We start from the raw sequence: 22,355 nt of genomic DNA on the forward strand, positions 1-22,355 counted from the left end.
CCCGGCAAGCGTTCAGCGGTAGATACCTACGGACGGGGCATCGCCGACATAGCCGAAACCGCGATACATTCCTTCACTGTTAAACGGCAGTGCGACGTTGCCAAAACGATCGATAGCAATCAGCCCGCCGCTACCGCCCAGTGCCAACAGCTTTTCCATCACCACTTTATCGCAGGCCTGTTGCAGGGTTAGACCGGCATATTCAATCAGTGCAGACACGTCGTAGGCCGCGACGGTGCGCATAAAGATTTCGCCGGTACCGGTGCTTGAGACCGCCACCGTGGCGTTGTTGGCATAGCAACCTGCGCCAATAATCGGCGTATCGCCAATGCGCCCTGCCGCCTTATTGGTCATGCCGCCGGTTGAGGTGGCCGCTGCCAGATTGCCCAGGGCATCCAGCGCTACCGCACCCACGGTGCCAAATTTACGATCGGGATCCAGTGGGTCACCGCTGAGTGGGTCACCGCTGAGCGCCGCCGCACCGTCGTGATCGAGCAACACCCGGCCCTGCTCTGCCTGAGCGCGGTGCAGTTGGTCAAAACGTTCCTGGGTAAAGAAGAAATCGGGCTCGACCATTTCCAGGCCGTGATGGGCGGCAAATCTTTCTGCCCCTTCCCCGCCAAACAGCACATGAGTGCTGTTTTCCAGCACCGTACGCGCGGCAAGTACCGGGTTACGTATCCGGCTGACCCCGGCGACCGCCCCGGCATCACAGGTACGGCCATCCATCACGCAGGCATCCAGCTCATGAGTGCCTTGGTGGGTAAATACCGAGCCTTTACCTGCGTTGAACAGCGGGCACTCTTCCAGCAGCCTGACTGCCTCCGTTACCGCGTCCAGTGCGCTGCCGCCTGCGGCCAAAATAACCTGCCCGGCAGCCACAATGTCGGAAAGCGCCTGGATATATTCTTGTTCTTTCTCTGCACTCAATGCCGCACGGGTAATTGCGCCCGCACCACCATGAATGGCAATCACTGGTTTGCTCATTGGCCTGACACCTGTATCTATCCGCGGCAATTCAAGCAGGTACCGCATGAAAATGGAGAGAGAATTATTATTTGGTCTTTTTCGACTATATTTAGCCCGGCAATCGATGTAAAGCACAAAGTCGTCGCCAAGCATTAAGCGTAGCCTGCTTAGACTATTTTGTGCATTGAAAGAGCCAAATGTTATAAAAACAGTGGGTTATCTGGATTTTCATTTACCGCTGACAGATTTAACCGGCCTATTGGCGGCAGCAGGAAATAACCCGGTTTGGTTCATGTTTAATAAGCGTTATCCCATGCCCCTCTCCGCTATTCCCCGCTTGCACGCCAATGAAAAATATTTAGAAACCCGATCCCGGTTGTTGCAGAAATTCCTGCTCCTCAAACGTAGATTCCCGACCTAATATCTCGTTGCGATGGGGATAACGTCCAAAACGATCGATTATGGCTTTATGACGTATTTCAAACTCCAACTGATCACCATTATTTAATTGGCGAAACAACGCCAACGCCTGCTGGTGGATCACGGCGGATTCGGAATGCATAAACGGCAAATAGAGGAAGCCGCGCTGCTCAACCGTCAGGTTTTCACATAGCCCAGTGGCGATCGCTTCCTGAGCCAGTACCAGCGCCATTCCGTCACAAGCAAAGGAGCGTGGCGTGTTGCGGAACAGATTACGGCTGAACTGATCGAGCACGATGATTTCCGCCAGTCTTCCCTGGATGGTTGCACGCCAATGCGCCAGTTCCCCTTGGGACGCCGCCTGCCACAGTTGGCCAAAGCGGGTATGCAGCAAACGGTCGAACTCATCGTCCTTCTTAAACCACATGACTGGGTCGATCTCTTCGAACCAAAAATTCAGTACGTGTTGGTGCATGGCTGTCTCCTATAGGTGATTACCAGGGGCCGCTGGCATTTCTCCCCTTCGGCGTTATCTGCCATAATAGCGAAAAATTCGCGCACGCCGATTACGGAGTTTTGTTTATGGATCACTGTCATACTTCTGACCTCATTTCTCTTGAGCAGGCACTGGAGAAAATGCTCTCCCAGATCGCGCCACTGCAACAGAGCGAATCCATCCCCCTGACCAGCGCCGCCGGGCGCATTACCGCCGCCCCGGTGGTTTCCCCTATCGATGTCCCGCCCTTCGCCAACTCGGCGATGGACGGCTATGCGGTACGTCTAAGTGACCTGAACGGCAACTCTCCGTTACCGGTAGCGGGTAAAGCCTTTGCCGGTGCTCCGTTTACGGATACCTGGCCTGCCAACACCTGCGTACGCATCATGACCGGAGCGCCAATTCCAGCCGGTACGGATGCGGTGATCATGCAGGAGCAGGCGGAAGTGAGTGAAGCGGGAGTGCGTTTCAGCACCCAGGTAACCGCCGGGCAAAATATCCGCTTGGCGGGTGAAGATATCCTGCGTGGGGCGAGCGTGCTGCCCGCCGGGATCACGCTGGGGGCCGCGCAACTGCCCCTGCTGGCCTCATTGGGCGTGGCCGATGTCCAGGTGATGCGTAAATTGAAGGTGGCGGTATTCTCTACCGGTGACGAACTACAGCCAGTCGGCCAGCCGCTGCAAGCCGGGCAGATCTACGATACCAACCGCTTTGCCGTACGCCTGATGCTGGAACAGCTCGGCTGCACGGTGATCGATCTGGGGATTATTCGTGATAATCAGGAAGCATTACGTGCGGCCTTTATCCAGGCGGATAGCGAAGCGGACGTGGTGATCAGCAGCGGCGGCGTTTCCGTCGGTGAAGCCGATTACACCAAGCAGATGCTGGATGAACTGGGTAAAGTCAGCTTCTGGAAGCTGGCCATCAAACCGGGCAAACCTTTTGCTTTTGGCAAGCTCCAGCACGCCTGGTTCTGTGGCCTGCCAGGCAACCCGGTCTCTGCGGCTTTGACTTTCTATCAACTGGTGCAACCGCTGCTGGCCAAGCTGGCCGGTCACACCGAATGGCAACTGCCACCCCGCCTGAAAGCTCGCGCCCTGACACCACTGAAAAAGTCGCCGGGTCGCCTCGATTTCCAGCGCGGCATCTTCACCAGCAATGCCCAAGGCGAGCTGGAAGTGAGCACCACCGGCCATCAGGGTTCCCATGTGTTCAGCTCATTCAGCCAGGGTAACTGCTTTATCGTGCTGGAACGCGAACGTGGCTCGGTGGCCGCAGGAGAGATGGTGGAGATCGAACCTTTCAATGCGTTGCTGAGGAACTGAACATGCTGCCGGAATTAACCGATGCACAAGCGCTGCGCTACAACCGCCAGATCGTACTGCGGGGTTTCGACTTCGACGGTCAGGAAAAGCTGCAGGCGGCGCACGTGCTGATCGTTGGGCTTGGTGGGCTGGGCTGTGCGGCGGCACCTTATTTGGCTGCCGCTGGCGTCGGCCATCTGACGCTGGTTGATTTCGACACGGTTTCCCTCTCCAATCTACAGCGCCAAATCCTGCACCGGGATGATCGCATTGGTATGGAGAAGGTCGAATCCGCCCGCATTGAGCTGAGCGCCATCAATCCTCATATCCGTATTGATACCCTAGACACACAGCTGGATGACGAGCAAATGGCGGCGCAGATTGCCGCTTGCGACGTGGTGCTGGACTGTACCGATAACGTAGCGACCCGCGATCTGCTCAACCGCCTGTGCCATGCACAGCGTAAACCACTGGTATCAGGGGCCGCCATCCGCATGGAGGGCCAGCTCAGCGTCTTTACCTATCAGCCGGAACAGCCCTGTTATCGCTGCCTGAGCAGGCTGTTTGGAGAAAACGCGCTGACCTGCGTTGAAGCGGGCGTGATGGCACCTTTAGTCGGCACTATCGGTACGTTACAGGCGATGGAAGCCATCAAGCTGTTGGCAAACTATGGCCAGCCTTTGGTGGGGAAGTTGTTGATGTTTGATGCGATGAGCATGCAGTTTCGCGAGATGAAGCTGCCGAAGGATCCGCGGTGTGAGGTGTGTGGTAAAGATGCTGCCCCTCACCCTAGCCCTCTCCCACAGGGAGAGGGGACAGATCGAGTTCGTTAATTCTTCTGCGTAATACCTATCGTTCTCTTACTCATCACGTTCCGAAGCAGCACGGGCTAACCAAGCACTCTGGACTGCTCCCTTTCCTTATGGGAGAGGGAACGGATTGAGTTCGTTAATTCTGCTGCGTAATACCTATCGTTCTCTTACTCACCACGTTCCGAAGCAGCACGGGCTAACCAAGCACTCTGGACTGCTCCCTCTCCCTGTGGGAGAGGGTTGGGGTGAGGGGCGACTCGAAGGGATCAGTTGATACCCTGGCTACGCAGATAGTCTTCGTAGTTGCCGGTAAAGTCGATCACCTTGTTCGGTGTCATTTCCAGAATACGAGTGGCCAACGAGCTAACGAACTCACGGTCGTGGGAAACGAAGATCAAAGTCCCTTCGTACATTTCCAGCGCCATGTTCAGTGACTCGATGGACTCCATATCCATGTGGTTGGTTGGTTCATCCATGATCAGGATGTTCGGGCGCTGCATCATGATCTTGCCGAACAGCATACGACCCTTCTCACCACCGGACAGCACTTTTACGCGCTTCTTGATATCGTCCTGGCTGAACAACAGGCGGCCAAGAATGCTGCGTACCGCCTGCTCATCGTCCTTTTCCTGCTTCCATTGGCTCATCCAGTCGAACACGCTCAAGGTTTCATCGAACTCGTATTCGTGATCCTGTGCGTAGTAACCGATCTTGGCGTTTTCCGACCATTTCACGCTGCCGTTATCCGGCTGCAGGTCACCCACTAGCGTTTTCAGCAGGGTAGATTTACCGATACCGTTGGCACCCAGGATCGCCACCTTCTCGCCCACTTCAACCATCAGGTTGAGTTTGCTGAACAGTGGGCCAATGTCGAAGCCTTTGGCCAACGCTTCCACTTCCAGCGCGTTACGGAACAGCTTCTTGTCCTGCTCAAAACGGATGAACGGGTTCTGACGGCTCGAGGCTTTCACCTCTTCCAGCTGGATCTTGTCAATCTGGCGGGCACGAGAGGTAGCCTGCTTGGATTTTGAGGCGTTGGCGCTGAAGCGGCTAACGAAGGACTGCAATTCGTTAATCTGCGCCTTCTTCTTGGCGTTGTCAGACATCAGGCGTTCACGAGCCTGGGTAGCCGCGGTCATGTATTCGTCGTAGTTGCCCGGATAGACACGCAGTTCGCCGTAGTCCAGATCCGCCATGTGGGTACAAACCATGTTCAGGAAGTGACGGTCGTGCGAAATGATGATCATGGTGCTGTTACGTTCGTTCAGCACCTGCTCCAGCCAGCGAATGGTATCGATGTCCAGGTTGTTCGTTGGTTCGTCGAGCAGCAGGATTTCCGGATCGGAGAACAGGGCCTGAGCCAACAGGACACGCAGTTTGAAGCCGGGAGCGATCTCGCTCATCGGGCCATAATGCTGTTCTACCGGAATACCTACGCCGAGCAGCAACTCACCGGCACGTGCTTCTGCGGTATAGCCGTCCATCTCCCCATAGGCCACTTCCAGATCGGCCACTTTATAGCCGTCTTCTTCGCTCATCTCCGCCATGGCGTAGATACGGTCACGCTCTTCCTTCACCGCCCACAGTTCGGTGTGGCCCATGATCACGGTGTCCAGCACGCTGAACTGTTCAAAAGCGAACTGATCCTGGCGCAGTTTACCCAGGCGCTCATTCGGATCCAGGAACACGTTACCGCCGCTCGGCGCCAGATCGCCACCGAGAATTTTCATGAACGTCGATTTACCGCAGCCGTTGGCTCCGATCAGACCATAGCGGTTACCGCCGCCAAATTTGACAGAGATGTTTTCAAACAACGGCTTACTGCCGAACTGCATAGTGATGTTGTTAGTGCTTAACACAGCGCTCGCTCTTAATTTGATTGGGAATGTGATTTGGCGCGCATTATGCCATAACGCAACCCAGAGATCGTGGGAAGTTTTGGTGAAGATTTGCTCGGCGCACGGGGAACGGAGATATTCGCCAGCTAAATATCTTCTGCAGAACGAATTAACGGATAACCAAACCAGTCACTTTTTTAGCCCATTTCCTTGACCTGAACTTGCAACATCGCAATCAACGCCCGTGAAGCGGCGCTGCGATATCCCTCTTTGCGTTGCAGCACCACGGCGTGGCGCTCGGGCATGGGAACCGACAGCTTGATAGGCAGCAACAACGGGTTACTCCGTGCGATGGCCTGCGGCAGAATGGTCGCGAGCTGACCGTGGCGCACAATCTCGACGATGGCGCTAATCGCGTTGGCCTCCATGGCTACCAGTGGATGGATAGCGTGTTGCTGGCAATATTCATCCACGTAATGACGCGTGGCGAAGTCGCCGTTGAGTAGCACCAGCGGCACCTGACGCACCTCCGCTACGCTCAAGGCAGTGCGGCGCTTGGCAAGCGGATGCCCCTTCCCCACCATCAGTTGCAGCCGCTCCGTGAACAGCCGGGTAGCGGCTATATCCGCAGAGTGAACCGGCTCGAAGGCAATCCCCAGATCCAATTGGTCATCGCACAATAACGCCTCCATCTTGTCCTGTGTCATCTCCCGGATATTCAGCGTAATACCAGGATAGCGCCGGAAGAAACCGTCCACCAGCGGGCCGATCAGGTAGGAGGTAAAAGTCGGCGTCATCGCCAAACGCAGGTTACCGCGCTCCAAGGTCGCGACATCCTGAATGGCCCGCTTGCCAGCATCCAGATCCTGTAATGCCAGCCGGGCATAGCGCATCCATGCCTGACCCGCATCGGTGAGTTGCACCCTGCGCCCGGAACGGTCGAATAGCTCTACCTGCAACGTCTCTTCCAACTGTTTGATCTGCTGTGACAAGGTGGGCTGTGATACATGCAGCACCTCCGCCGCCCGGGTGAAGTTCCCCTGCTCCGCCACCGCCAGAAAGTAACGAATGTGCCGCAGTAACATAATGCTCCAACTATTGGTTATACCTATTGCGGTAATTATAAATGAGTCTTGGAACCTATAGCTAGAAAAGTCCATTCTTGCCTCCATTGAAAGCAAGCAACACATTGATGGAGTCACCATGCAAGAGGTTATTGACGGTTTTCTGAAGTTCCAGCGCGAGGCTTTTGTAGAGCGCACAGAGCTGTTCAAACGTCTGGCTACCAGCCAGAACCCACGCACCCTATTTATCTCATGTTCCGATAGCCGATTGGTGCCGGAGCTGATCACTCAACGCGAACCGGGCGACCTGTTCGTCATCCGCAACGCAGGCAATATCGTGCCCTCTTTCGGGCCTGAGCCAGGTGGCGTTTCAGCCTCGGTGGAATATGCGGTTGCCGCGCTGGGCGTAGAGGATATCGTGATTTGTGGCCACTCCGATTGCGGCGCCATGACCGCCATCGCCACCTGCCAATGCCTGGATCACATGCCAACCGTGGCCAACTGGCTGCGCTATGCCGATGCCGCCAAGGCGGTCAATCAGGCCAATGAACACGCCAGCGAGCACGACCGCATTAACTCGATGGTGCGTGAAAACGTCATTGCGCAACTCACCAACCTGAAAACTCACCCTTCGGTCGCGCTGGCGCTCGATCGAGGCAATCTGCGGCTGCATGGCTGGATCTACGATATCGCCACCGGCTGTATCGATGCATTAGATGGCAATACCCGCCGTTTCGTCCCGCTGGCAAGCAACCCGAGCGTCACCGCCAGCCCTGCAATCCAACGTTTCTAACCCTTTTACGACCATAGGAGTCAACATGACACAATCACTACATAGCGTTTCAGCACGCCAAAACCTGACCGACATCATCATGGATGCCAAAGTCCGCCAGGGCCTGACCTTTGAGGCGATTAATCAAGGTACTGGCTTAAGCCTGGCGTTTGTTACCGCTGCCCTGCTTGGCCAGCATCCGTTACCGGAACAGGCCGCCCGTGTGGTGGCAGCTAAACTGGATCTGGATGAAGACGCGGTGCGCCTGCTGCAAACCATCCCGGTACGCGGCAGTATCCCCGGCGGCGTACCGACCGACCCGACCATTTATCGTTTCTATGAAATGGTACAGATCTACGGTTCTACCCTGCGGGCGCTGGTGCATGAACAATTTGGTGACGGAGTGATCAGCGCGATCAACTTCAAGCTGGATATCAAAAAGGTCCAGGATCCCGATGGCGGGGAACGCGCGGTGATCACGCTGGATGGTAAATACCTGCCGACCAAGCCATTTTAATCATTAAGTTATCAAATTATTAAGTTAATATAATCCAGCGCCGAAACCTCGGCGCTGGATCATTCAACCATGAAAATGGCGGCTATCCGCCGGGGCCTGCTCACGCGGTTCTAACCCATAATCCCGCACCACCTCTGCCACCCGCAGCCGGTAATATTCCAACACCTCATGCCTGCCACGCGCCTGGGCCTGACGGTGTTGCTCCAGGTTGCGCCACTGCTGTACCGCCGCCTCATCACGCCAGAACGACAGCGATAACAACTTGTCCGGCTCGCTCAGGCTCTGAAAACGTTCGATAGAGATAAAGCCGTCAATTTCTGCCAGCAACGGTTTCAGCTCCGCCGCCAACTCTAGATAGGTTTCCCTCTGCCCAGCGGCAGCCCGTAGTTCAAAAATCACCGCGATCATCATCGTTCTCCTCGGCAGTATAAAATTCAGGTACACGCGCATTTTGCGAAACACGCCAGCGAAAATGGCTTAACAGCTCGGGCTTAAGGTTGAGTTTGGATAAATGGCCGATCCCCACCAAGGCGATCAACCGTGCCCAACGTTCTCCTGGGCAACGATGAGCACCGTGACCAAAGGCAAAACTCTCCTGCGGCGTTTTCAACTGCACCAATACGCTCTGCCCCACCGCCAGCGTTTGACCGTCAAGCAACGTAGCCTGTCGCGCAAACCTCCGGGTAGTATGGATCGGCGGAGTTTGCTGCAACACCGCCTGGATCAACGCCTCTGCCGGTTGATGGCACTGACTTGTCAACAACAGAGTCTGGCCGATTAATCCGGCGGTCCCCTCACAGGCTTGGAACAGTAGCCCGATGGCATTGGCTATCGCCAGAGCACGATCGCCAATGTATTGGCACAATTGACAGAACAGCGGCCCATCGGCCTGCTGCATACGAGTTTGCAATTTTCCGGCGGCAATGGCCCCGGCAGCCATCTGCTCTGCGCTACCGCCAGGAGCAATACAGCGCACAAAGTCCAACACCTCATCCACCAAGGCAGATCGATCCTGATGGGCCACGCCCAATAAGTCAGCCAGCACGCAAATCGGCAAAGCGTAGTTAAACCGGGTGAGTTGCTCTGCCGCTGTCAAATTGGCCGCTAACCGTTGAGCCACGCAAGCCGTAGTCTGGCAGATCTCATCGTCTGTGAACGCGGCCAGAGCCACCTCGATCGCCTCCTTTAATTCACGCTGCCCGGCACCATCATTCATACGTACCAGAGAGGCGAAAATCGATTGAGCGGGCGTCCCAATTAAAGCTGTGGGCACCGGCTCATTCCTGGGGCGAACGCCGAGGTGAGGATGGATTAAGGCTTCACGCACCGCTTGCCGCGATGCAACTGAAAAGGGGCAGGCCGTCATGGCAATTTCCTTCTGATGGTAATAGAGAGTAGCCATTGTCGGGTTAGACGAGCAGCAATACTTCGGTTATTATCGAAGTATGAATGACAATACGCTTGAAGACCGCCTGGCCGCATTGACGGCCGCTATCGCCGATCGCACCCGAGCACGCATGCTGTGCCTGCTGATGGATGGGCGTGCCTATACCGCAACGGAACTGAGTGCAGCGGTGGACGTCGCGGCCTCCACCGCCAGCAGTCATCTGGCACGTTTGCAGGAGCAGAATCTGATCGGCTGTGTCAAACAGGGCCGCAATCGCTTTTACCGTCTGGCGGGCAAACCGGTGGCCGACCTGCTGGAAAGCCTGATGGCGTTGGCCGGTGTAGAACGCCCGACGGTCAAAAGTAGCACTCCGGCCTCATTACGTTATGCACGCACCTGCTATGACCACATGGCAGGCGAGATCGCGGTCCAATTACATCATCAGTTGCTGGCACGGGCCTGGCTACTCGGGGATAACGACTATCAGCTCAGTGAGGCTGGGCAGGCTGCCTTGACACAGTTGGGTATCGATTGCTCCCCAGCCCCGACCCGGCGGCGCTTTGCCTGCGATTGTCTGGACTGGAGCGAACGCAAGGCTCATCTCGGTGGCGCACTGGGCGCTGCCATATTGGTCGCATTTGAAAAGCGCGGATGGGTTAAGCGCCAGCTGGACAGCCGTGAGCTGCAACTGACCAGCGCCGGTAGAAAAGCGCTGAGCGCACATTTTGGCCTGGCGCTTTGAATGCCTGGCGCGCTAGCTTAGCTGCCATACTCAATGGGTTTACCTGTTGACGATCCCGTCATATCCGAGGAGTTATCATGTCCGATATTAACCAATTCCCGATCGCCAAACGTTGGCCCGCCAAGCATCCAGAACGGTTACAACTCTACTCGCTGCCGACCCCTAACGGGGTGAAAGTCTCCATCATGCTCGAAGAGATCGGCCTGCCCTACGAGGCACACCTGATCGACATCGGCAAAAATGAAACCTGGACGCCGGAGTTCCTGTCGCTCAATCCTAACGGCAAAATACCGGCGATCCTCGATCCCGCAGGCCCAGGCGGTAAGCCGTTAGCGCTGTTCGAGTCCGGGGCAATCCTGCTGTACCTGGCAGAGAAATGCGGTAAGTTGTTACCCAGGGACCCCGCCCAACGTTATGAAACCATCCAGTGGGTGTTTTTCCAGATGGCGTCCGTCGGGCCGATGTTCGGCCAGCTAGGCTTCTTCCACAAATTCGCCGGGCGCGAATATGAAGACAAACGGCCATTTGAACGCTACCAGAAAGAGTCCAAACGGCTGCTTGGCGTACTGGAAGAGCGGCTACAAGGACGTGATTGGATCATGGGCTCGGAATACACCATTGCCGATATCTCCCTGCTCGGCTGGGTCCGCAACCTGATCGGATTTTATCAGGCCCGTGAAGTAGTGGAATTCGATAATTTCCCCGTCGTTGGCCAATGGCTGGAGCGCGGATTGGCTCGGCCAGCCGTACAGCGCGGCGTCAATATTCCTGCCCGCCAAGCCTGATAAACCTATTGGGGTAGCCAGCAAAGGCTATCCCTTTCCCCACTTCTCTCGTCATAAAATTGTCACTTTCCTGCTCTACTCTCCCGTGTAACAAAATAATGCCGACCGTATTTTTGTATTACGACAAGGAGCCCTACCCATGCAGCAGTCCGTTTCCCTGATCGCCGGTGCCATATTATCCGCGCTGTTATGTTCCACCGCCCTGGCTGACAACAATCAACTCAACAATCGCGCGGCTCATGGCGATATTACCGAACCCGGCGGTGCGCGCCGCTTGGCAGGCGATCAAACCGCCGCACTGCAAGCGTCGCTGTCGAATAAAACCGCCAAAAACGTGATCCTGCTGATCGGCGACGGCATGGGCGATTCGGAAATCACCGGCGCACGCAACTATGCCGAAGGCGCAGGCGGTTACTTCAAGGGGATCGATGCCCTGCCGCTGACCGGCCAATACACTCACTACTCGCTGGATAAGAAAAGCCATAAACCGGACTATGTCACCGACTCTGCCGCCTCGGCCACCGCTTGGGCTACCGGCGTCAAGACCTACAACGGCGCGTTGGGCGTGGATGTGAACGGCAAAGATCAACCGACGATTTTGGAACTGGCCAAGGCCGCAGGAAAAGCCACTGGCAATGTCTCTACGGCAGAACTGCAAGATGCCACACCGGCCGCGCTGGTTTCGCACGTAACCTCTCGCAAGTGCTATGGCCCGGAAGAAACCAGTGAGCAGTGCGCAGGCAACGCGTTGGAAAACGGCGGGCACGGCTCCATCACCGAGCAACTGATTAAAACCCGCGCCGACGTCACGCTGGGCGGTGGGGCAAAATCCTTCGCTCAGTTGGCGAAAAGCGGTGAATGGCAGGGGAAAACGCTGAAAGCACAGGCTGCAGCATTGGGTTACCAATGGGTGGAGGATACCGAAAGTCTGAACACGATTAACCTCGCCAATCAGCAAAAGCCGCTGCTGGGCCTGTTCGCGCCAGGTAATATGCCGGTACGCTGGAAAGGGCCGAAAGCTTCCTTCCATGGCAATATCGATCAACCTGCAGTGACCTGCGAAACCAACCCAGAGCGCGGTGCCAATGTGCCAACGCTGGCGGCAATGACCGAGAAAGCCATCGAGCTGCTGAAGAACAACCCGAACGGTTTCTTCCTGCAGGTGGAAGGGGCGTCCATCGACAAACAGGACCATGATGCCAACCCATGCGGCCAGTTTGGCGAAACGGTCGATCTGGATGAGGCGGTGCAAAAAGCGCTGGAGTTCGCCCGTGCCGACGGTAATACCCTGGTGATCGTCACCGCTGACCACGCCCACTCCAGCCAGATTATTGCCGCCAAGGCCAAGGCACCGGGGCTGACCCAGGCATTAACCACCAAAGACGGCGCGGTGATGACTATCAGCTATGGCAACTCGGAAGAAGGCTCCCAGGGCCATACCGGTACTCAGTTGCGCGTTGCCGCTTATGGTCCGCATGCCGCCAACATTGTGGGGCTGACCGATCAGACCGACCTGTTCTTCACTATGCGCGACGCCATGAACATCAAGTGAACCAGAGGGGCGTGTTCCCCTCACCCTAACCCTCTCCCAAAAGGAGAGGGGACCGATCGAGTTCGCTGATTTTTCTGCGTAATACTTCACCCATCTTCTTTCTCATCACGTTCCGGAACAGCCCTGCCTCATCAGAGACGCAGGGCAACTCCCTCTCCCTGTGGGTAGAGGAGAAGCTAAACCCCTACCCCTGGCGGAGCATTTTTCGCCACCTCTATTATCCAAGTTTACCCTTGCGTAACTGCCAATGCGCGCCTATTATCAAAGAATAAACTTGGATTATTAAGTCCCATTTGACTGTGACCCGAATGTCGTCGCTGCAGGAGAATTAAACCAATGGATCGCGCCAATATCATTCACGACTTGCTGAACTGGATCGAAAACCACCTGGATCAACCACTGCTACTGGACAACGTGGCGGCAAAATCAGGCTACTCCAAATGGCATCTGCAACGTATGTTCCGCAGTACCACTGGCCATGCGCTCGGCAGCTATATCCGCGAGCGCCGTTTGTCGAAGGCGGCACAAGCACTACGCGCCACGCCGCGTCCCATCCTGGATATCGCCCTGCAGTTCCATTTTGATTCCCAGCCTTCATTTTCCCGGGCCTTTAAAAAGCAGTTTGGTGAAACGCCAGCGGTCTATCGCCGCACGCCGCAGCAAGATGAAGTGGCCCTCACCTCAGAACACGGCTATCGGCACAGCTCACCGAGCCTGCATTCACTGTACAAGCGCCAATGCGTAGATGAAGGCTGCACCAACTGGGTCGGCCAGCGTTAAAAGCAAAAAGGCCAACGGGGTATCAACCCATTGGCCTTTTCAGATCGCGCTAAACGGGCGCAACGCCCCGTACTGAACTGGGTGATGTCTTATCAGTTATATTCGAGGGTAAAGGTAGCAATCGATTTGATGGTGCCGCCCTTCATTTTCGCTGCAGTCTGGTAGTAACGCGCCTTAAGTGGCAAGGTGATGGTATTGGTCTGGTTGGCAATGGTATGCCCGGCATACACCGCCGTACCGCTATTGATTGGCGTTGAGTTATTGCCGGTCAGCAGTTGAACACCGACGCCGCTGGCGGCATTGCTATCCTGTACCGGCTGGAGTACACCCGGCGCATTCGAGGTATCGCGGGTATAGTCAAAACGTACGTTCACCAGCCCTTCCCCTGTGCCACCAGGCAACAGCTCCGTCCCAGTACCACCTACACAATTGATATTAATAGAAAAGTCCTGCTCTGCGGCAGTACTGCCGACGCCTTTAAACGCCGCAGTAGCCACCGTGCTCAGGTTGATCACCTTGTTTTTTGAACCCGCGTCCACCGAGCAGGACGAAGTGACAATAGTGATACTATTAGCTAATACGTGGGAGATCAGGATCGGTCTTGAAGGACCCGTCCCATCCGCATAGTAAGAAGAATACTGCCCGGGAGCCAACGCTCCGGTGCCGGTATTCTGGGCAATTTTGATTACCTCAACCACAAAATACCCCTCACCCAGATACACCCCACCGTTACGGTAGATCTCGTGCGGGTAATAGGCCCCTTCCTGCGTGCCGATCTGGCGATAAAGCCGCAGCCCTACCCCAGGCACGTTGGTGGTCCAGATTTTGTCACTGATGGAGCTCGGACCACCTTGCAAAATTCGGCCATATAACGTGCTGTTACCCCAACAGGAGATATTGTCATCACGACGGATATCGAACTTACCGGTGGCCAGAATATCGCCCACCTTGGTGGTCGGCGTGATCAACACCCGGCCGACGTTCATAATGATATCCTGTGGGCGATTGGTGGTCACCTGGCATTGGGCATAGGCCAACTGCGTCGCCGACATCAGTAACAAAAACAGCATGGCTTGTTTAGGGCGCTGGCGCATGGCAGTGAATTTATGAATAACGTTGATCATTTGCAGCTCGCCTCGATAATTTCGTAATCAGTGCTGTTATGTGTTTTCGCGTGGTAGTTCACGGAACACTGTTGTGTCGGCTGAGTACCCCATTTCACCAACAGCAGCCCCTGTAACGCTTCGGTACGCAGATAGATGCGGCTGCCCTGACCGACGATGCCGATCACCTGGTTACGGGTATCCAATACTTCGGCACCAAAAGGTAACGCCGTGTCATTCGGGCCCAGCGCATGGATAATCAGCGCCTGACCTTTGATGGTCTTGAACTCCAGCTTGGCAATCGCACCGGCATAAGGCGCAACCTGCTGGCTGCTGCTTTCCAGCTCGACATCGTGTGACATGCCGTTAGGATCCAGCGTGACGTTGGTCATGCGGTATGGGGCAACATAAGGCACCACCGCATAGCCGTTCTCATCGATTCGCACCCCAGGAGAGTTGGTGACGATCGCCCCTGCGGCATCCGGCGCTTCAACCAGCACCATGGTTTGGCCACGCTGAGGTGTCATGGTCACGCCACCGCCATGTGCCACCACGCTGCCGGAAGCCCCGATGGACGACTGGCGGAAATCGCGGCCATAGCTGTAAGAACCGTTCATGGTGGCAAAACGACTGCGGTATTCCCCACTCACGCTGGTATTGGTTCCGCCGGTCTGGTCGTTGGCCAAGGTGGCGCTGTAGCTGATGTTGTTATCCTCCCCGGTGGAGCCGTTAATCCCGATGCGGCTGCTGTCGTAGCCTTGGTCGTTGTAGGCCAATGCGCTATTCAGACTGATGTTTTGCGAGCCAATGTTGAACGGGATCGAGAAGTTCAGGAAGTAACGGGTTTCATCATGGTTATAAGTATCGGTGGTACGCATGGCGGACAAACCGTAGGTAACTCGACCAATGAAGTTGTTGTAGCCCACCTGATACTGTTTGGAGGTACCACCACGGTTCCAGTAATCGCGCACCGAACCGGTGATATACAGCGATCCCAGATTGGCACCCAGCCCCTGGTTCAGCGTGAGCTGATATTCACTGCGCTGGCGGTTAACCGCATCGGCACTTAAGCCCCGGCTCTCGTTATCACGGGCATACACCGCATCACGCAGTGACAGGTAGCCGGAAGTCGAGTAGCGATAGGCCGCGATGGTGAAGTTGGTATTGGTTTCCGACATCAGCTTGCTGTAGCTGATCTTGTAGCTCTGGCCGGACATATCCCCCTGTTTCAAGCGGGTGTTGGCCTGAGTCACGTCGACGGCAAAAGCCCCCAACGGTGTTGCCAGCGCACTCCCCAGCAGCACCGCGCTGTAACCATCGCTGATGGTCGCCCCGGTATAGCCGGTCAGAATATTGGTAAACCCGCGCTGATAAGTCGCCTGGAACATCTCGGGCAAGGTATGTAAATTATCATCGCGAACTTGGCCAGCGGTTAACGCATAGCGCTGGATCCCCGGGCGCAGCATCTGTGCCACCGAAGCATAGGGAACGCTGAACTGGCGCACGGAACCATCGGCCTCATTGACCGTGACGTCCAGATCGCCGCCGTAGCCGGTAGGGAACAGATCGTTAATCACGAACTCGCCCGGCGCTACCGTCGTTTGATAGATCAGCTGGTTGTTCTGGCGAATTTCCACCAGGGCGTTGCTTTGTGCCACGCCGCGCACCACTGGCGCATAACCGTTAAGAGAGTCCGGCAACATGCGATCGTCGGTACTCAGTTGCGCACCGCGAAAACCGATCGAATCAAAGAAATCCCCGCTGGTAAACGCATCCCCCAAGGTCAGCATACCGCGCACACCTGGAATGGCACGTTGCGCATAGGTGGCCGTGTTCTGCCAATGGGTACTTTCCTGGCTACGCCAGTTTACGTTAGAGTCATGGCGCAGCTGCCAACCGGCAATGTTTATCCCGGCGTTCATCGTCAGATAAGCGTTGGTCGAATCCGAATTGCCGCCGCTATTGGAGCTGTGCGAATTGAAGGCGTTGAAGTTATAGGACAGAAAACCGGCGGTGATGCCGCGATCCCAGAATTTCGGGTCAACATAACCGCGCGCAGTACGGCGCAGCGCGGCCTGCGGAATGCTGACATCCATACGTAAGGTGCTGGTATTGAGGCGGTAAGACGCTTCCGGCACCCATTCACCCAGCGGCTTGCAACTGCTGGTCGTCACCGCCGGATCGCTGCCCATTGCCGCAGTATCGACGCCAAACTCTTCCAGAGACAGCAGGCTAAAGCAGGTATCGGCACTGTCTTTACCCGGCACACTCTTGAACTCGATGTTCTTTTTACCCTTCCATTCCCCATTGACATAGACATCCAGAGAATATTTCCCAGCCAATATCGGGTTGCCATCACGAAAACGTGAAAGATCCACGCCCTGCGCCTGGCCAACCAGGAAATTGCTGTTGAAAGTGGCTTCGACCGGTGTAGCGGCCTGTTTGGCATCGTTTGGAGCCGCTGCCTGAGAAAATGCCGGCGTGGTCAGGCAAAGGGCACTACCGGTCAACAGCAGGATGGATCTGTAATTGAAAAGTGCCGACTTTACGGCGGCAGAGATAGGTAACTCTTTCATATCCATGCATTCCTTTACCAAATTAAGCGTCCCCGTCGGCTGACTTCACATCGCGGCATGGGGCTTTCCAGGAGTTACTTTTGCTGATTTTTGCTGCGTTTAACCCGGCCACCAAAATCATTGATGGTGGTGTACTCAATATCAGCAATCCGCGAACTGTCACCGGAAAAGGCCAGCGTTTTTTCCTGACCAGGGGCCAGCATGTCGCCATGCGGTGCCAGCATGACTTTCTTGCGGTTGGCAACGGCATTGATTTCGGTGAAGGAAACATAAAACGGCGTGGGATTTTTCACACTTACGCCGCCCGCCACGAAGCTCCATTGCAGTTTTTCTGGCGCGTCATTGGCTACACCGCTCAGACCTTCCGGGCGATAGAACACTTTCACACGGGTTCTGAATGCCACCTGCAGGAAGTTTTCTGGCGTGGTGTCGGTGGCTGTTCCGGTTGGTGCAGGGGGAATTTCCAGCACGTTCAACCAGAACAGAGATTCTTTGTCCTGCGTCAACGCCGTAGTGGTCAGCGAAACACGCAGAGCCTGACCGCCGTTTGGCTCAATACGGCTGATAGGAGGCGAAATAATAAAGGGAGCCTTGCTGTTTTCTGGCGTCGTTTCCGCGTTACCCTCATCGATCCAGGCTTGGATCAGCGCCGGGGAGGTCCCATTATTGGATAATTGGACAGTCACTTCCCGCTGTTTGGCCGGATAAATAACGCGTGTGCCGTTAACAATAACGCTGGCAAAAGCGCTGCTGCTGAAAAGCACGGCCATCAGCAATACGCTGTATTTCTTAAACGATGTTTTCATTTTAATATCACTACTATAGAAATACAGCGGGGGAAACGTTTCCACCCGCCAGAATAAATACCCGATGATGTTCACCCCCTGAAATTAGAGACCATCAGGGCGAAGCTATTCGCCCCGAAAGGTTACAGGGAGGAAACAACATTTAACTAGAAAAGGGACGGGTAATAACTTATTGGTAGATGATGGTGTATTGTACGTTTGAGGTCACATCACCAGCACCCGCCGCTGCGGTTGCGAAATATTCCGCATAGTAGTTCAGGTCAGCTGAATCACCTTCATTGGCAACGGTAACCCACTGGGAGTTAGCCTGCGCGCCGTTGTTGGTGGCAGCCAGAATTGGCAGGAACTGGTTGTTGCTACCCAACAGCTGAATTTGCACGTTGGTAGCAGCATTGGTTTTGGTTTGGTTATTCAAACGACCCGTTTTGAAATCAACGGTTGAACCTGGTTCGAAATAGGTTGCTACCTGGCCTTTAGAGCATTTGGTCAGGTTAATCGCGAATGGAGTACGGCCCGCAGTAGCGCTAACTGCATTCAGGGTAGAAGAAGATACGGTCGGCAGAGTAACGGTAAAATCTTTACCGCCCGGGGTGCTGATAGTACAGGTCTGGTCGGTCACTTTACCGTTAAAAGTAATAGTACCATCGGCAGCCTGTGCTGAAAGTGAAGGAATGGCGGTGGCGCATACAGTCAGTGCTAATACAGCAGACAGCTTAGAGATTTTCATATTTTTGACTCTCGGTGAATTAATACAGCCATTAAGTATATTCAACGATGCTACTCCCTGTCAGGAATGAAGCCCGATGAATCCATTTCTCGGCGAAATATAGACCAAGATCATTCTTATTGATAAATCGTTTAAAACATTCATAACGCCACTCATGATAGGAAAAAACTATCAACAAATACCTATCGATCGATGTTGACGATTTACCAGGTTCGTAATAATCTTAATTCGTCAAGATGAGCAGTCAAAAAATTCAATGAAATGCCGAAAAACCAGTATATAACTCTGTTATTGCGTGTTCGGCCATCTTGAGAGCGACCGTGTTCCCTCTGAAATTTCAATCTTTTAGAGGAATTTACCACCGAATAAGATGATTCTCTTTTTAATAAGATTATTACCAATAAACATCCATTTATTTCTTTGTTTATTGTTTAAAATCATAAAGATAAATTTCAATCAAAGGATTGAGGAATGCGCAGCTCTTTTAACGATAAGAATAACGGCATTAATTATGTTTTTCAGCCCATGTTCGCCAAATCGGGACAGTTGCTGGCCGTTGAATGTTTATCGCGCTTTGCTTTCGATAGTGAATTTGCACATTTCTCTCCTGAACAATTTTTTCAGCAGGCCGACAGGGAAACCCGTGTAGAGATCCTGCATCAACAAATTGAATTGATAGAAAAATACCGTGACTGGTTTCAGCAACACCAGATCATTGCCACCATCAATGTCGACGATCATTCGCTACAGGCACTGGCAAACGGTGCATTAGCCGATAAAATCCGCGCAATGAACTGCCTGCATTTCGAAATCAACGAGAATTCCAGCAGGTTGGTAAAAAACCGCGTCCATAACGATCCCTCTCTGAATAATTATTCATTTTGGCTCGATGATTTTGGTTCTGGCTATGCCGGGTTTTCCGCCTTGTATAACAGCCGTTTCCGTTTCGTTAAACTCGATCGACAGCTGCTGTGGGATTTTATGAAAAAGTCCGGCGGTGAGGGGTTGATGCGCGCCTTGTTGCGTTTTTTTCACCTGAATCATTACCGGGTGATTATCGAAGGGGTTGAAACGCGCGAACAAAAAAAATGGTTAGACGAAATGCCCTATTATGCACTGCAGGGGAAGCTGTGGCAGGAATCCAACATCAAAGATTTAAATCAGCTGCTTACTGCTGAATACTTTTAACTCATTATGGGTGTCCCCAATATGTCTAAAAACAATGTCCTGGTGATTAGTGAGTGTAAGTACAGCTATGTCGGGCTTTCAATGCTGTTGAAAAAGCATTATGGCAAGTACGATATCAAGTTGTTTTCGGACTTTATGCACAGTGGTGCGAAGGCGGAGAAAATTATCAAGCATGATATTGCGCTGATCTTCACCTCGCAAAATCTGGAACAAAGCGTCAACGTGATCGAAAGTCTGGTGTCTATGCATCAGCAACACATGAGCTCAACGCGTATTCTGGTGTTTTATGATGATGAGCGGGTGGCCAAACTTTTGGCGATCCTGGGTATCTCGGTGGAGCTGGTATCGGCACGCATACCGCTTTATCTCTTGCAGGAAAAAGTGGAAAACCTGTTGGCGAGTGAAGAATCGGGACAATTGAAGGTGCAGAAAACCCGTGAACTCAGCCCGGCAGAAAGCGATGTGATCTTCAACCTGTTGCGCGGCGATAGCCTGCTGAACATTGCGGCCAAGCGCGGCACCCATCCGAAAACTATTTTTTCACAGAAATACAGCGCATTAAAGAAGTTGCGCCTGCGAAATATGAGCACCATTTTCGTCGCTGGCAATTGAGCAAAAGGGGCGGACTCAGCCGATTGAGCGCGCCCCTTGCCATAGCAGAGACAGAATAATTAGCGCTCACCGGCGCCGGATGGACATCTTTATTGACTCATTGCGTCCTTCTTCATGCCATCTTTAGCCATGGAGTCTTTCTTCATGCTGTCTTTGGCCATGTGATCCTTCTTCATTCCCTCTTTGGCCATAGAGTCCTTCTTCATGCAGTCTTTATCCATACACTCCTTTTTCATGCCCTGCTTAGCCATCCCGTCGTGAGACATCTGGCTCATACCGTCCTTTTTCATCGCGTCCTTGCCCATGCTATCGGCCGCATTGGCTCCGGTAATACCCAGCATCAGTGCGCTACACATCATCATGGCAAATAACTTTTTCATGGTATTTCCTTTTCTTGTTTATCGGCACACGTCGTGCCATGAAACTGCACTGGCAGTAATCAGCTACCGCCAAACCAGTTGTAGCCTTGGTCTTCCCAATAACCGCCAGGAAAGTGGTTGGTGACTTCGATCGCTTGAATATGTTTGGGATTCTTGTAACCCAGCTTGGTAGGCATCCGCAGTTTCATCGGATAGCCGTATTTACGCGGCAAAATCTGCCCGTCGTAGGTCAGCGCCATCAGCGTTTGCGGATGCAACGCCGTGGCCATATCGATGCTGGTGTAATAGTCATCGGCACATTTAAAACCGATATAGCGGGCGTTAAGATCTGCGCCAATCGCTTTCAGGAAGGTAGCAAACGGCACCCCACCCCATTTGCCGATGGCGCTCCAGCCTTCCACACAGATATGCCGTGTGATCTGGCTGATTTGCGTCATCTGATACAATTGTGCCAACGTCCAGGGCTGCTTGTGCAGCACCAATCCCGCCACTTCCAGCCGATAGTCATCGCCGTTGATATCCGGCGCCTGATCCTCGCTATAGAAAGCATTGAACGGGAATGGCCGAGTGATCATCGATTCGGCATACTCTGGTGCCAGATGATTGGCGTTGAACAGCCAGCCCTGAACCCGATCGTTAAAGCGTGAGATGCGGCTCAAAGCCTGCTCCACCTGAGCGTTATCGCTGAGATCGCAGCCGGTCAGCATCGCCACGCCCCCCAGGGTCAAGCCGTTGCGCAGAAAACGGCGGCGCGACGACGATGCCAACTGGCGTGCTAACAGGCGTTGCGCCTCTTTAACGATATCCTGGCCTTCGCTCAGGCTGAGAGGGGGTTTTTCAATTTTCATCGGTGTCTCCTTAGCGTCCACGCAACATGGCCAGCAACGTACGTGGCACCAGGGCCACCATCACCAGATGGATCACCACAAAGCCAACCAGCGCCGTCATGGCAAAAAAGTGCACATAGCGAGCCGCGTCGTAACCCCCAAGCAAGGTACGTAACAGAGGAAATTGCACCGACTTCCACAGCACCAGCCCGGAAAGCACCATCAGGACGCTGACCACGATGGCCACCAGATAGGCCACACGCTGCACCATGTTGTAGTGGCGCAGATCGGCGTGTGACAACTTGCCGCGCAGTGCGGCCCATAGATCGGCCACAAACTGCCTGGGGCTGAGCGGCCAGAATTGGCGTTTAAAGCGGCCACTGAACAGATTGATCAGCAGATAGCACAGGCCGTTTATGCCAAACAGCCACATGCCAGCAAAATGCCATTGCAGCGCTCCCCCCAGCCAACCGCCTAGCGTCAGCTCGTTGATAAAACTGAAGTTAAACAACGGGGAAGCGTTATAAATGCGCCAACCGCTGGTGACCATAATCAGCATGGCAAGTGCGTTCAGCCAATGTGTCAGCCTTAGCCACAGCGGGTGGATAAGGGTCTGTTTCGCCGTGATCATCGCTTCTCTCCTGCCCCGTCTGGGTTCGTTGCCAGCAGTATTCAACGGATTTGTTCCCCAAGACCTC

At 54.2% G+C, this 22,355-nt stretch carries 23 protein-coding genes; 10 read left to right on the plus strand and 13 right to left on the minus strand.

From position 1 onward, the window contains the following. Positions 1-12 precede the first annotated feature (12 nt). Both ABIE29_RS11300 and ABIE29_RS11305 read right to left on the minus strand, forming a co-directional pair. Complete coding sequence (locus ABIE29_RS11300; protein WP_429618832.1) at positions 13-987, minus strand: isoaspartyl peptidase/L-asparaginase family protein; 975 nt, start codon at positions 985-987, stop codon at positions 13-15. Between the two features lie 340 nt (positions 988-1,327). Continuing rightward, positions 1,328-1,864 carry a DUF924 family protein gene (locus ABIE29_RS11305; RefSeq protein WP_429618834.1) on the minus strand — a complete coding sequence of 179 codons (537 nt, stop codon included), beginning with the start codon at positions 1,862-1,864 and terminating at the stop codon, positions 1,328-1,330. 107 nt (positions 1,865-1,971) lie between these two features. Between ABIE29_RS11305 and moeA the strand changes: the two genes are divergently transcribed. Beyond that, positions 1,972-3,210, plus strand: coding sequence for a molybdopterin molybdotransferase MoeA (gene moeA / locus ABIE29_RS11310; protein WP_429618837.1), 1,239 nt, complete (start codon positions 1,972-1,974; stop codon positions 3,208-3,210). A gap of 2 nt (positions 3,211-3,212) precedes the next feature. After that, the gene (gene moeB, locus ABIE29_RS11315; RefSeq protein WP_429618839.1) at positions 3,213-4,022 is read left to right on the plus strand and encodes a molybdopterin-synthase adenylyltransferase MoeB; all 810 of its coding nucleotides are present in this window, start codon (positions 3,213-3,215) and stop codon (positions 4,020-4,022) included. 245 nt (positions 4,023-4,267) lie between these two features. On the opposite strand, the gene ABIE29_RS11320 is transcribed toward moeB, so the two are convergent. Together ABIE29_RS11320 and cynR are read right to left on the minus strand one after the other, a co-directional pair. Then, positions 4,268-5,860, minus strand: coding sequence for an ABC-F family ATPase (locus ABIE29_RS11320; RefSeq protein ID WP_429618841.1), 1,593 nt, complete (start codon positions 5,858-5,860; stop codon positions 4,268-4,270). A gap of 176 nt (positions 5,861-6,036) precedes the next feature. After that, complete coding sequence (gene cynR / locus ABIE29_RS11325; protein ID WP_429618844.1) at positions 6,037-6,924, minus strand: transcriptional regulator CynR; 888 nt, start codon at positions 6,922-6,924, stop codon at positions 6,037-6,039. Positions 6,925-7,042: 118 nt separating this feature from the next. On the opposite strand from cynR, the gene ABIE29_RS11330 reads away from it, so the two are divergent. Together ABIE29_RS11330 and cynS are read left to right on the plus strand one after the other, a co-directional pair. After that, the gene (locus ABIE29_RS11330) at positions 7,043-7,696 is read left to right on the plus strand and encodes a carbonic anhydrase (RefSeq protein ID WP_429618846.1); all 654 of its coding nucleotides are present in this window, start codon (positions 7,043-7,045) and stop codon (positions 7,694-7,696) included. Positions 7,697-7,721: 25 nt separating this feature from the next. Continuing rightward, the gene (gene cynS, locus ABIE29_RS11335; protein WP_429618848.1) at positions 7,722-8,192 is read left to right on the plus strand and encodes a cyanase; all 471 of its coding nucleotides are present in this window, start codon (positions 7,722-7,724) and stop codon (positions 8,190-8,192) included. 63 nt (positions 8,193-8,255) lie between these two features. Here the strand turns inward: cynS and ABIE29_RS11340 are convergent, their stop codons facing one another. Continuing rightward, the gene (locus ABIE29_RS11340; RefSeq protein ID WP_098928001.1) at positions 8,256-8,600 is read right to left on the minus strand and encodes an antibiotic biosynthesis monooxygenase family protein; all 345 of its coding nucleotides are present in this window, start codon (positions 8,598-8,600) and stop codon (positions 8,256-8,258) included. Further along, positions 8,581-9,465, minus strand: coding sequence for a cytochrome P450 (locus ABIE29_RS11345; protein ID WP_429618851.1), 885 nt, complete (start codon positions 9,463-9,465; stop codon positions 8,581-8,583). The genes ABIE29_RS11340 and ABIE29_RS11345 overlap by 20 nt, the downstream gene beginning before the upstream one ends. Positions 9,466-9,637: 172 nt before the next feature. On the opposite strand from ABIE29_RS11345, the gene ABIE29_RS11350 reads away from it, so the two are divergent. From ABIE29_RS11350 to ABIE29_RS11365, 4 genes are all read left to right on the plus strand, one after another. Then, entirely contained in the window at positions 9,638-10,321 is a 684-nt protein-coding gene (locus tag ABIE29_RS11350; RefSeq protein WP_429618853.1) for an ArsR/SmtB family transcription factor, read from the plus strand. A 77-nt stretch (positions 10,322-10,398) separates the two neighbouring features. Continuing rightward, complete coding sequence (locus tag ABIE29_RS11355; RefSeq protein WP_429618856.1) at positions 10,399-11,106, plus strand: glutathione S-transferase N-terminal domain-containing protein; 708 nt, start codon at positions 10,399-10,401, stop codon at positions 11,104-11,106. Between the two features lie 139 nt (positions 11,107-11,245). Beyond that, on the plus strand, positions 11,246-12,658 hold the full coding sequence (phoA, locus tag ABIE29_RS11360; RefSeq protein WP_429618858.1) for an alkaline phosphatase: 1,413 nt from the start codon (positions 11,246-11,248) through the stop codon (positions 12,656-12,658). Positions 12,659-12,994: 336 nt separating this feature from the next. Continuing rightward, positions 12,995-13,438 (plus strand): helix-turn-helix domain-containing protein, encoded by a 444-nt coding sequence (locus ABIE29_RS11365; protein WP_429618860.1) that lies wholly within the window; start codon positions 12,995-12,997, stop codon positions 13,436-13,438. Positions 13,439-13,530: 92 nt separating this feature from the next. On the opposite strand, the gene ABIE29_RS11370 is transcribed toward ABIE29_RS11365, so the two are convergent. From ABIE29_RS11370 to ABIE29_RS11385, 4 genes are all read right to left on the minus strand, one after another. Further along, positions 13,531-14,562, minus strand: coding sequence for a fimbrial protein (locus ABIE29_RS11370; RefSeq protein WP_429618862.1), 1,032 nt, complete (start codon positions 14,560-14,562; stop codon positions 13,531-13,533). Beyond that, the gene (locus tag ABIE29_RS11375; protein WP_429618863.1) at positions 14,559-17,117 is read right to left on the minus strand and encodes a fimbria/pilus outer membrane usher protein; all 2,559 of its coding nucleotides are present in this window, start codon (positions 17,115-17,117) and stop codon (positions 14,559-14,561) included. The genes ABIE29_RS11370 and ABIE29_RS11375 overlap by 4 nt, the downstream gene beginning before the upstream one ends. Before the next feature lie 74 nt (positions 17,118-17,191). After that, entirely contained in the window at positions 17,192-17,923 is a 732-nt protein-coding gene (locus ABIE29_RS11380) for a fimbrial biogenesis chaperone (protein ID WP_429618865.1), read from the minus strand. A 169-nt stretch (positions 17,924-18,092) separates the two neighbouring features. Continuing rightward, positions 18,093-18,650: a fimbrial protein gene (locus ABIE29_RS11385; protein WP_037412058.1), complete on the minus strand. Its 558-nt coding sequence runs from the start codon at positions 18,648-18,650 to the stop codon at positions 18,093-18,095. Between the two features lie 471 nt (positions 18,651-19,121). Between ABIE29_RS11385 and ABIE29_RS11390 the strand changes: the two genes are divergently transcribed. Then, complete coding sequence (locus ABIE29_RS11390) at positions 19,122-19,838, plus strand: EAL domain-containing protein (RefSeq protein WP_429618866.1); 717 nt, start codon at positions 19,122-19,124, stop codon at positions 19,836-19,838. A 21-nt stretch (positions 19,839-19,859) separates the two neighbouring features. Beyond that, a complete protein-coding gene (locus tag ABIE29_RS11395; protein ID WP_429618867.1) occupies positions 19,860-20,450 on the plus strand; it encodes a helix-turn-helix transcriptional regulator in 591 nt (196 codons plus the stop codon). A gap of 89 nt (positions 20,451-20,539) precedes the next feature. Here the strand turns inward: ABIE29_RS11395 and ABIE29_RS11400 are convergent, their stop codons facing one another. From ABIE29_RS11400 to ABIE29_RS11410, 3 genes are read right to left on the minus strand one after another with little or no spacing between them, the layout of a single operon-like run. Next, the gene (locus ABIE29_RS11400) at positions 20,540-20,830 is read right to left on the minus strand and encodes a pentapeptide MXKDX repeat protein (RefSeq protein ID WP_429618868.1); all 291 of its coding nucleotides are present in this window, start codon (positions 20,828-20,830) and stop codon (positions 20,540-20,542) included. A gap of 59 nt (positions 20,831-20,889) precedes the next feature. Further along, positions 20,890-21,678 (minus strand): molybdopterin-dependent oxidoreductase, encoded by a 789-nt coding sequence (locus ABIE29_RS11405; RefSeq protein WP_429618870.1) that lies wholly within the window; start codon positions 21,676-21,678, stop codon positions 20,890-20,892. 10 nt (positions 21,679-21,688) lie between these two features. Beyond that, positions 21,689-22,288: a cytochrome b/b6 domain-containing protein gene (locus tag ABIE29_RS11410; protein ID WP_429618871.1), complete on the minus strand. Its 600-nt coding sequence runs from the start codon at positions 22,286-22,288 to the stop codon at positions 21,689-21,691. Positions 22,289-22,355: the final 67 nt, after the last annotated feature.

Source organism: Serratia sp. 2723 (genome assembly GCF_050434425.1).
Lineage (GTDB): Bacteria > Pseudomonadota > Gammaproteobacteria > Enterobacterales > Enterobacteriaceae > Chania.

Bases quoted from the DNA above. Each gene is read 5' to 3' on its own strand.
- ABIE29_RS11370 (WP_429618862.1), bottom strand. From the start codon at position 14,562: ATGATCAACGTTATTCATAAATTCACTGCCATGCGCCAGCGCCCTAAA.
- moeA (WP_429618837.1), top strand. From the start codon at position 1,972: ATGGATCACTGTCATACTTCTGACCTCATTTCTCTTGAGCAGGCACTG.
- ABIE29_RS11405 (WP_429618870.1), bottom strand. From the start codon at position 21,678: ATGAAAATTGAAAAACCCCCTCTCAGCCTGAGCGAAGGCCAGGATATC.
- ABIE29_RS11400 (WP_429618868.1), bottom strand. From the start codon at position 20,830: ATGAAAAAGTTATTTGCCATGATGATGTGTAGCGCACTGATGCTGGGT.
- ABIE29_RS11380 (WP_429618865.1), bottom strand. From the start codon at position 17,923: ATGAAAACATCGTTTAAGAAATACAGCGTATTGCTGATGGCCGTGCTT.
- ABIE29_RS11305 (WP_429618834.1), bottom strand. From the start codon at position 1,864: ATGCACCAACACGTACTGAATTTTTGGTTCGAAGAGATCGACCCAGTC.
- ABIE29_RS11395 (WP_429618867.1), top strand. From the start codon at position 19,860: ATGTCTAAAAACAATGTCCTGGTGATTAGTGAGTGTAAGTACAGCTAT.
- ABIE29_RS11330 (WP_429618846.1), top strand. From the start codon at position 7,043: ATGCAAGAGGTTATTGACGGTTTTCTGAAGTTCCAGCGCGAGGCTTTT.
- ABIE29_RS11350 (WP_429618853.1), top strand. From the start codon at position 9,638: ATGAATGACAATACGCTTGAAGACCGCCTGGCCGCATTGACGGCCGCT.
- cynR (WP_429618844.1), bottom strand. From the start codon at position 6,924: ATGTTACTGCGGCACATTCGTTACTTTCTGGCGGTGGCGGAGCAGGGG.
- moeB (WP_429618839.1), top strand. From the start codon at position 3,213: ATGCTGCCGGAATTAACCGATGCACAAGCGCTGCGCTACAACCGCCAG.
- ABIE29_RS11410 (WP_429618871.1), bottom strand. From the start codon at position 22,288: ATGATCACGGCGAAACAGACCCTTATCCACCCGCTGTGGCTAAGGCTG.
- cynS (WP_429618848.1), top strand. From the start codon at position 7,722: ATGACACAATCACTACATAGCGTTTCAGCACGCCAAAACCTGACCGAC.
- phoA (WP_429618858.1), top strand. From the start codon at position 11,246: ATGCAGCAGTCCGTTTCCCTGATCGCCGGTGCCATATTATCCGCGCTG.
- ABIE29_RS11390 (WP_429618866.1), top strand. From the start codon at position 19,122: ATGCGCAGCTCTTTTAACGATAAGAATAACGGCATTAATTATGTTTTT.
- ABIE29_RS11355 (WP_429618856.1), top strand. From the start codon at position 10,399: ATGTCCGATATTAACCAATTCCCGATCGCCAAACGTTGGCCCGCCAAG.
- ABIE29_RS11385 (WP_037412058.1), bottom strand. From the start codon at position 18,650: ATGAAAATCTCTAAGCTGTCTGCTGTATTAGCACTGACTGTATGCGCC.
- ABIE29_RS11300 (WP_429618832.1), bottom strand. From the start codon at position 987: ATGAGCAAACCAGTGATTGCCATTCATGGTGGTGCGGGCGCAATTACC.
- ABIE29_RS11365 (WP_429618860.1), top strand. From the start codon at position 12,995: ATGGATCGCGCCAATATCATTCACGACTTGCTGAACTGGATCGAAAAC.
- ABIE29_RS11340 (WP_098928001.1), bottom strand. From the start codon at position 8,600: ATGATCGCGGTGATTTTTGAACTACGGGCTGCCGCTGGGCAGAGGGAA.
- ABIE29_RS11375 (WP_429618863.1), bottom strand. From the start codon at position 17,117: ATGAAAGAGTTACCTATCTCTGCCGCCGTAAAGTCGGCACTTTTCAAT.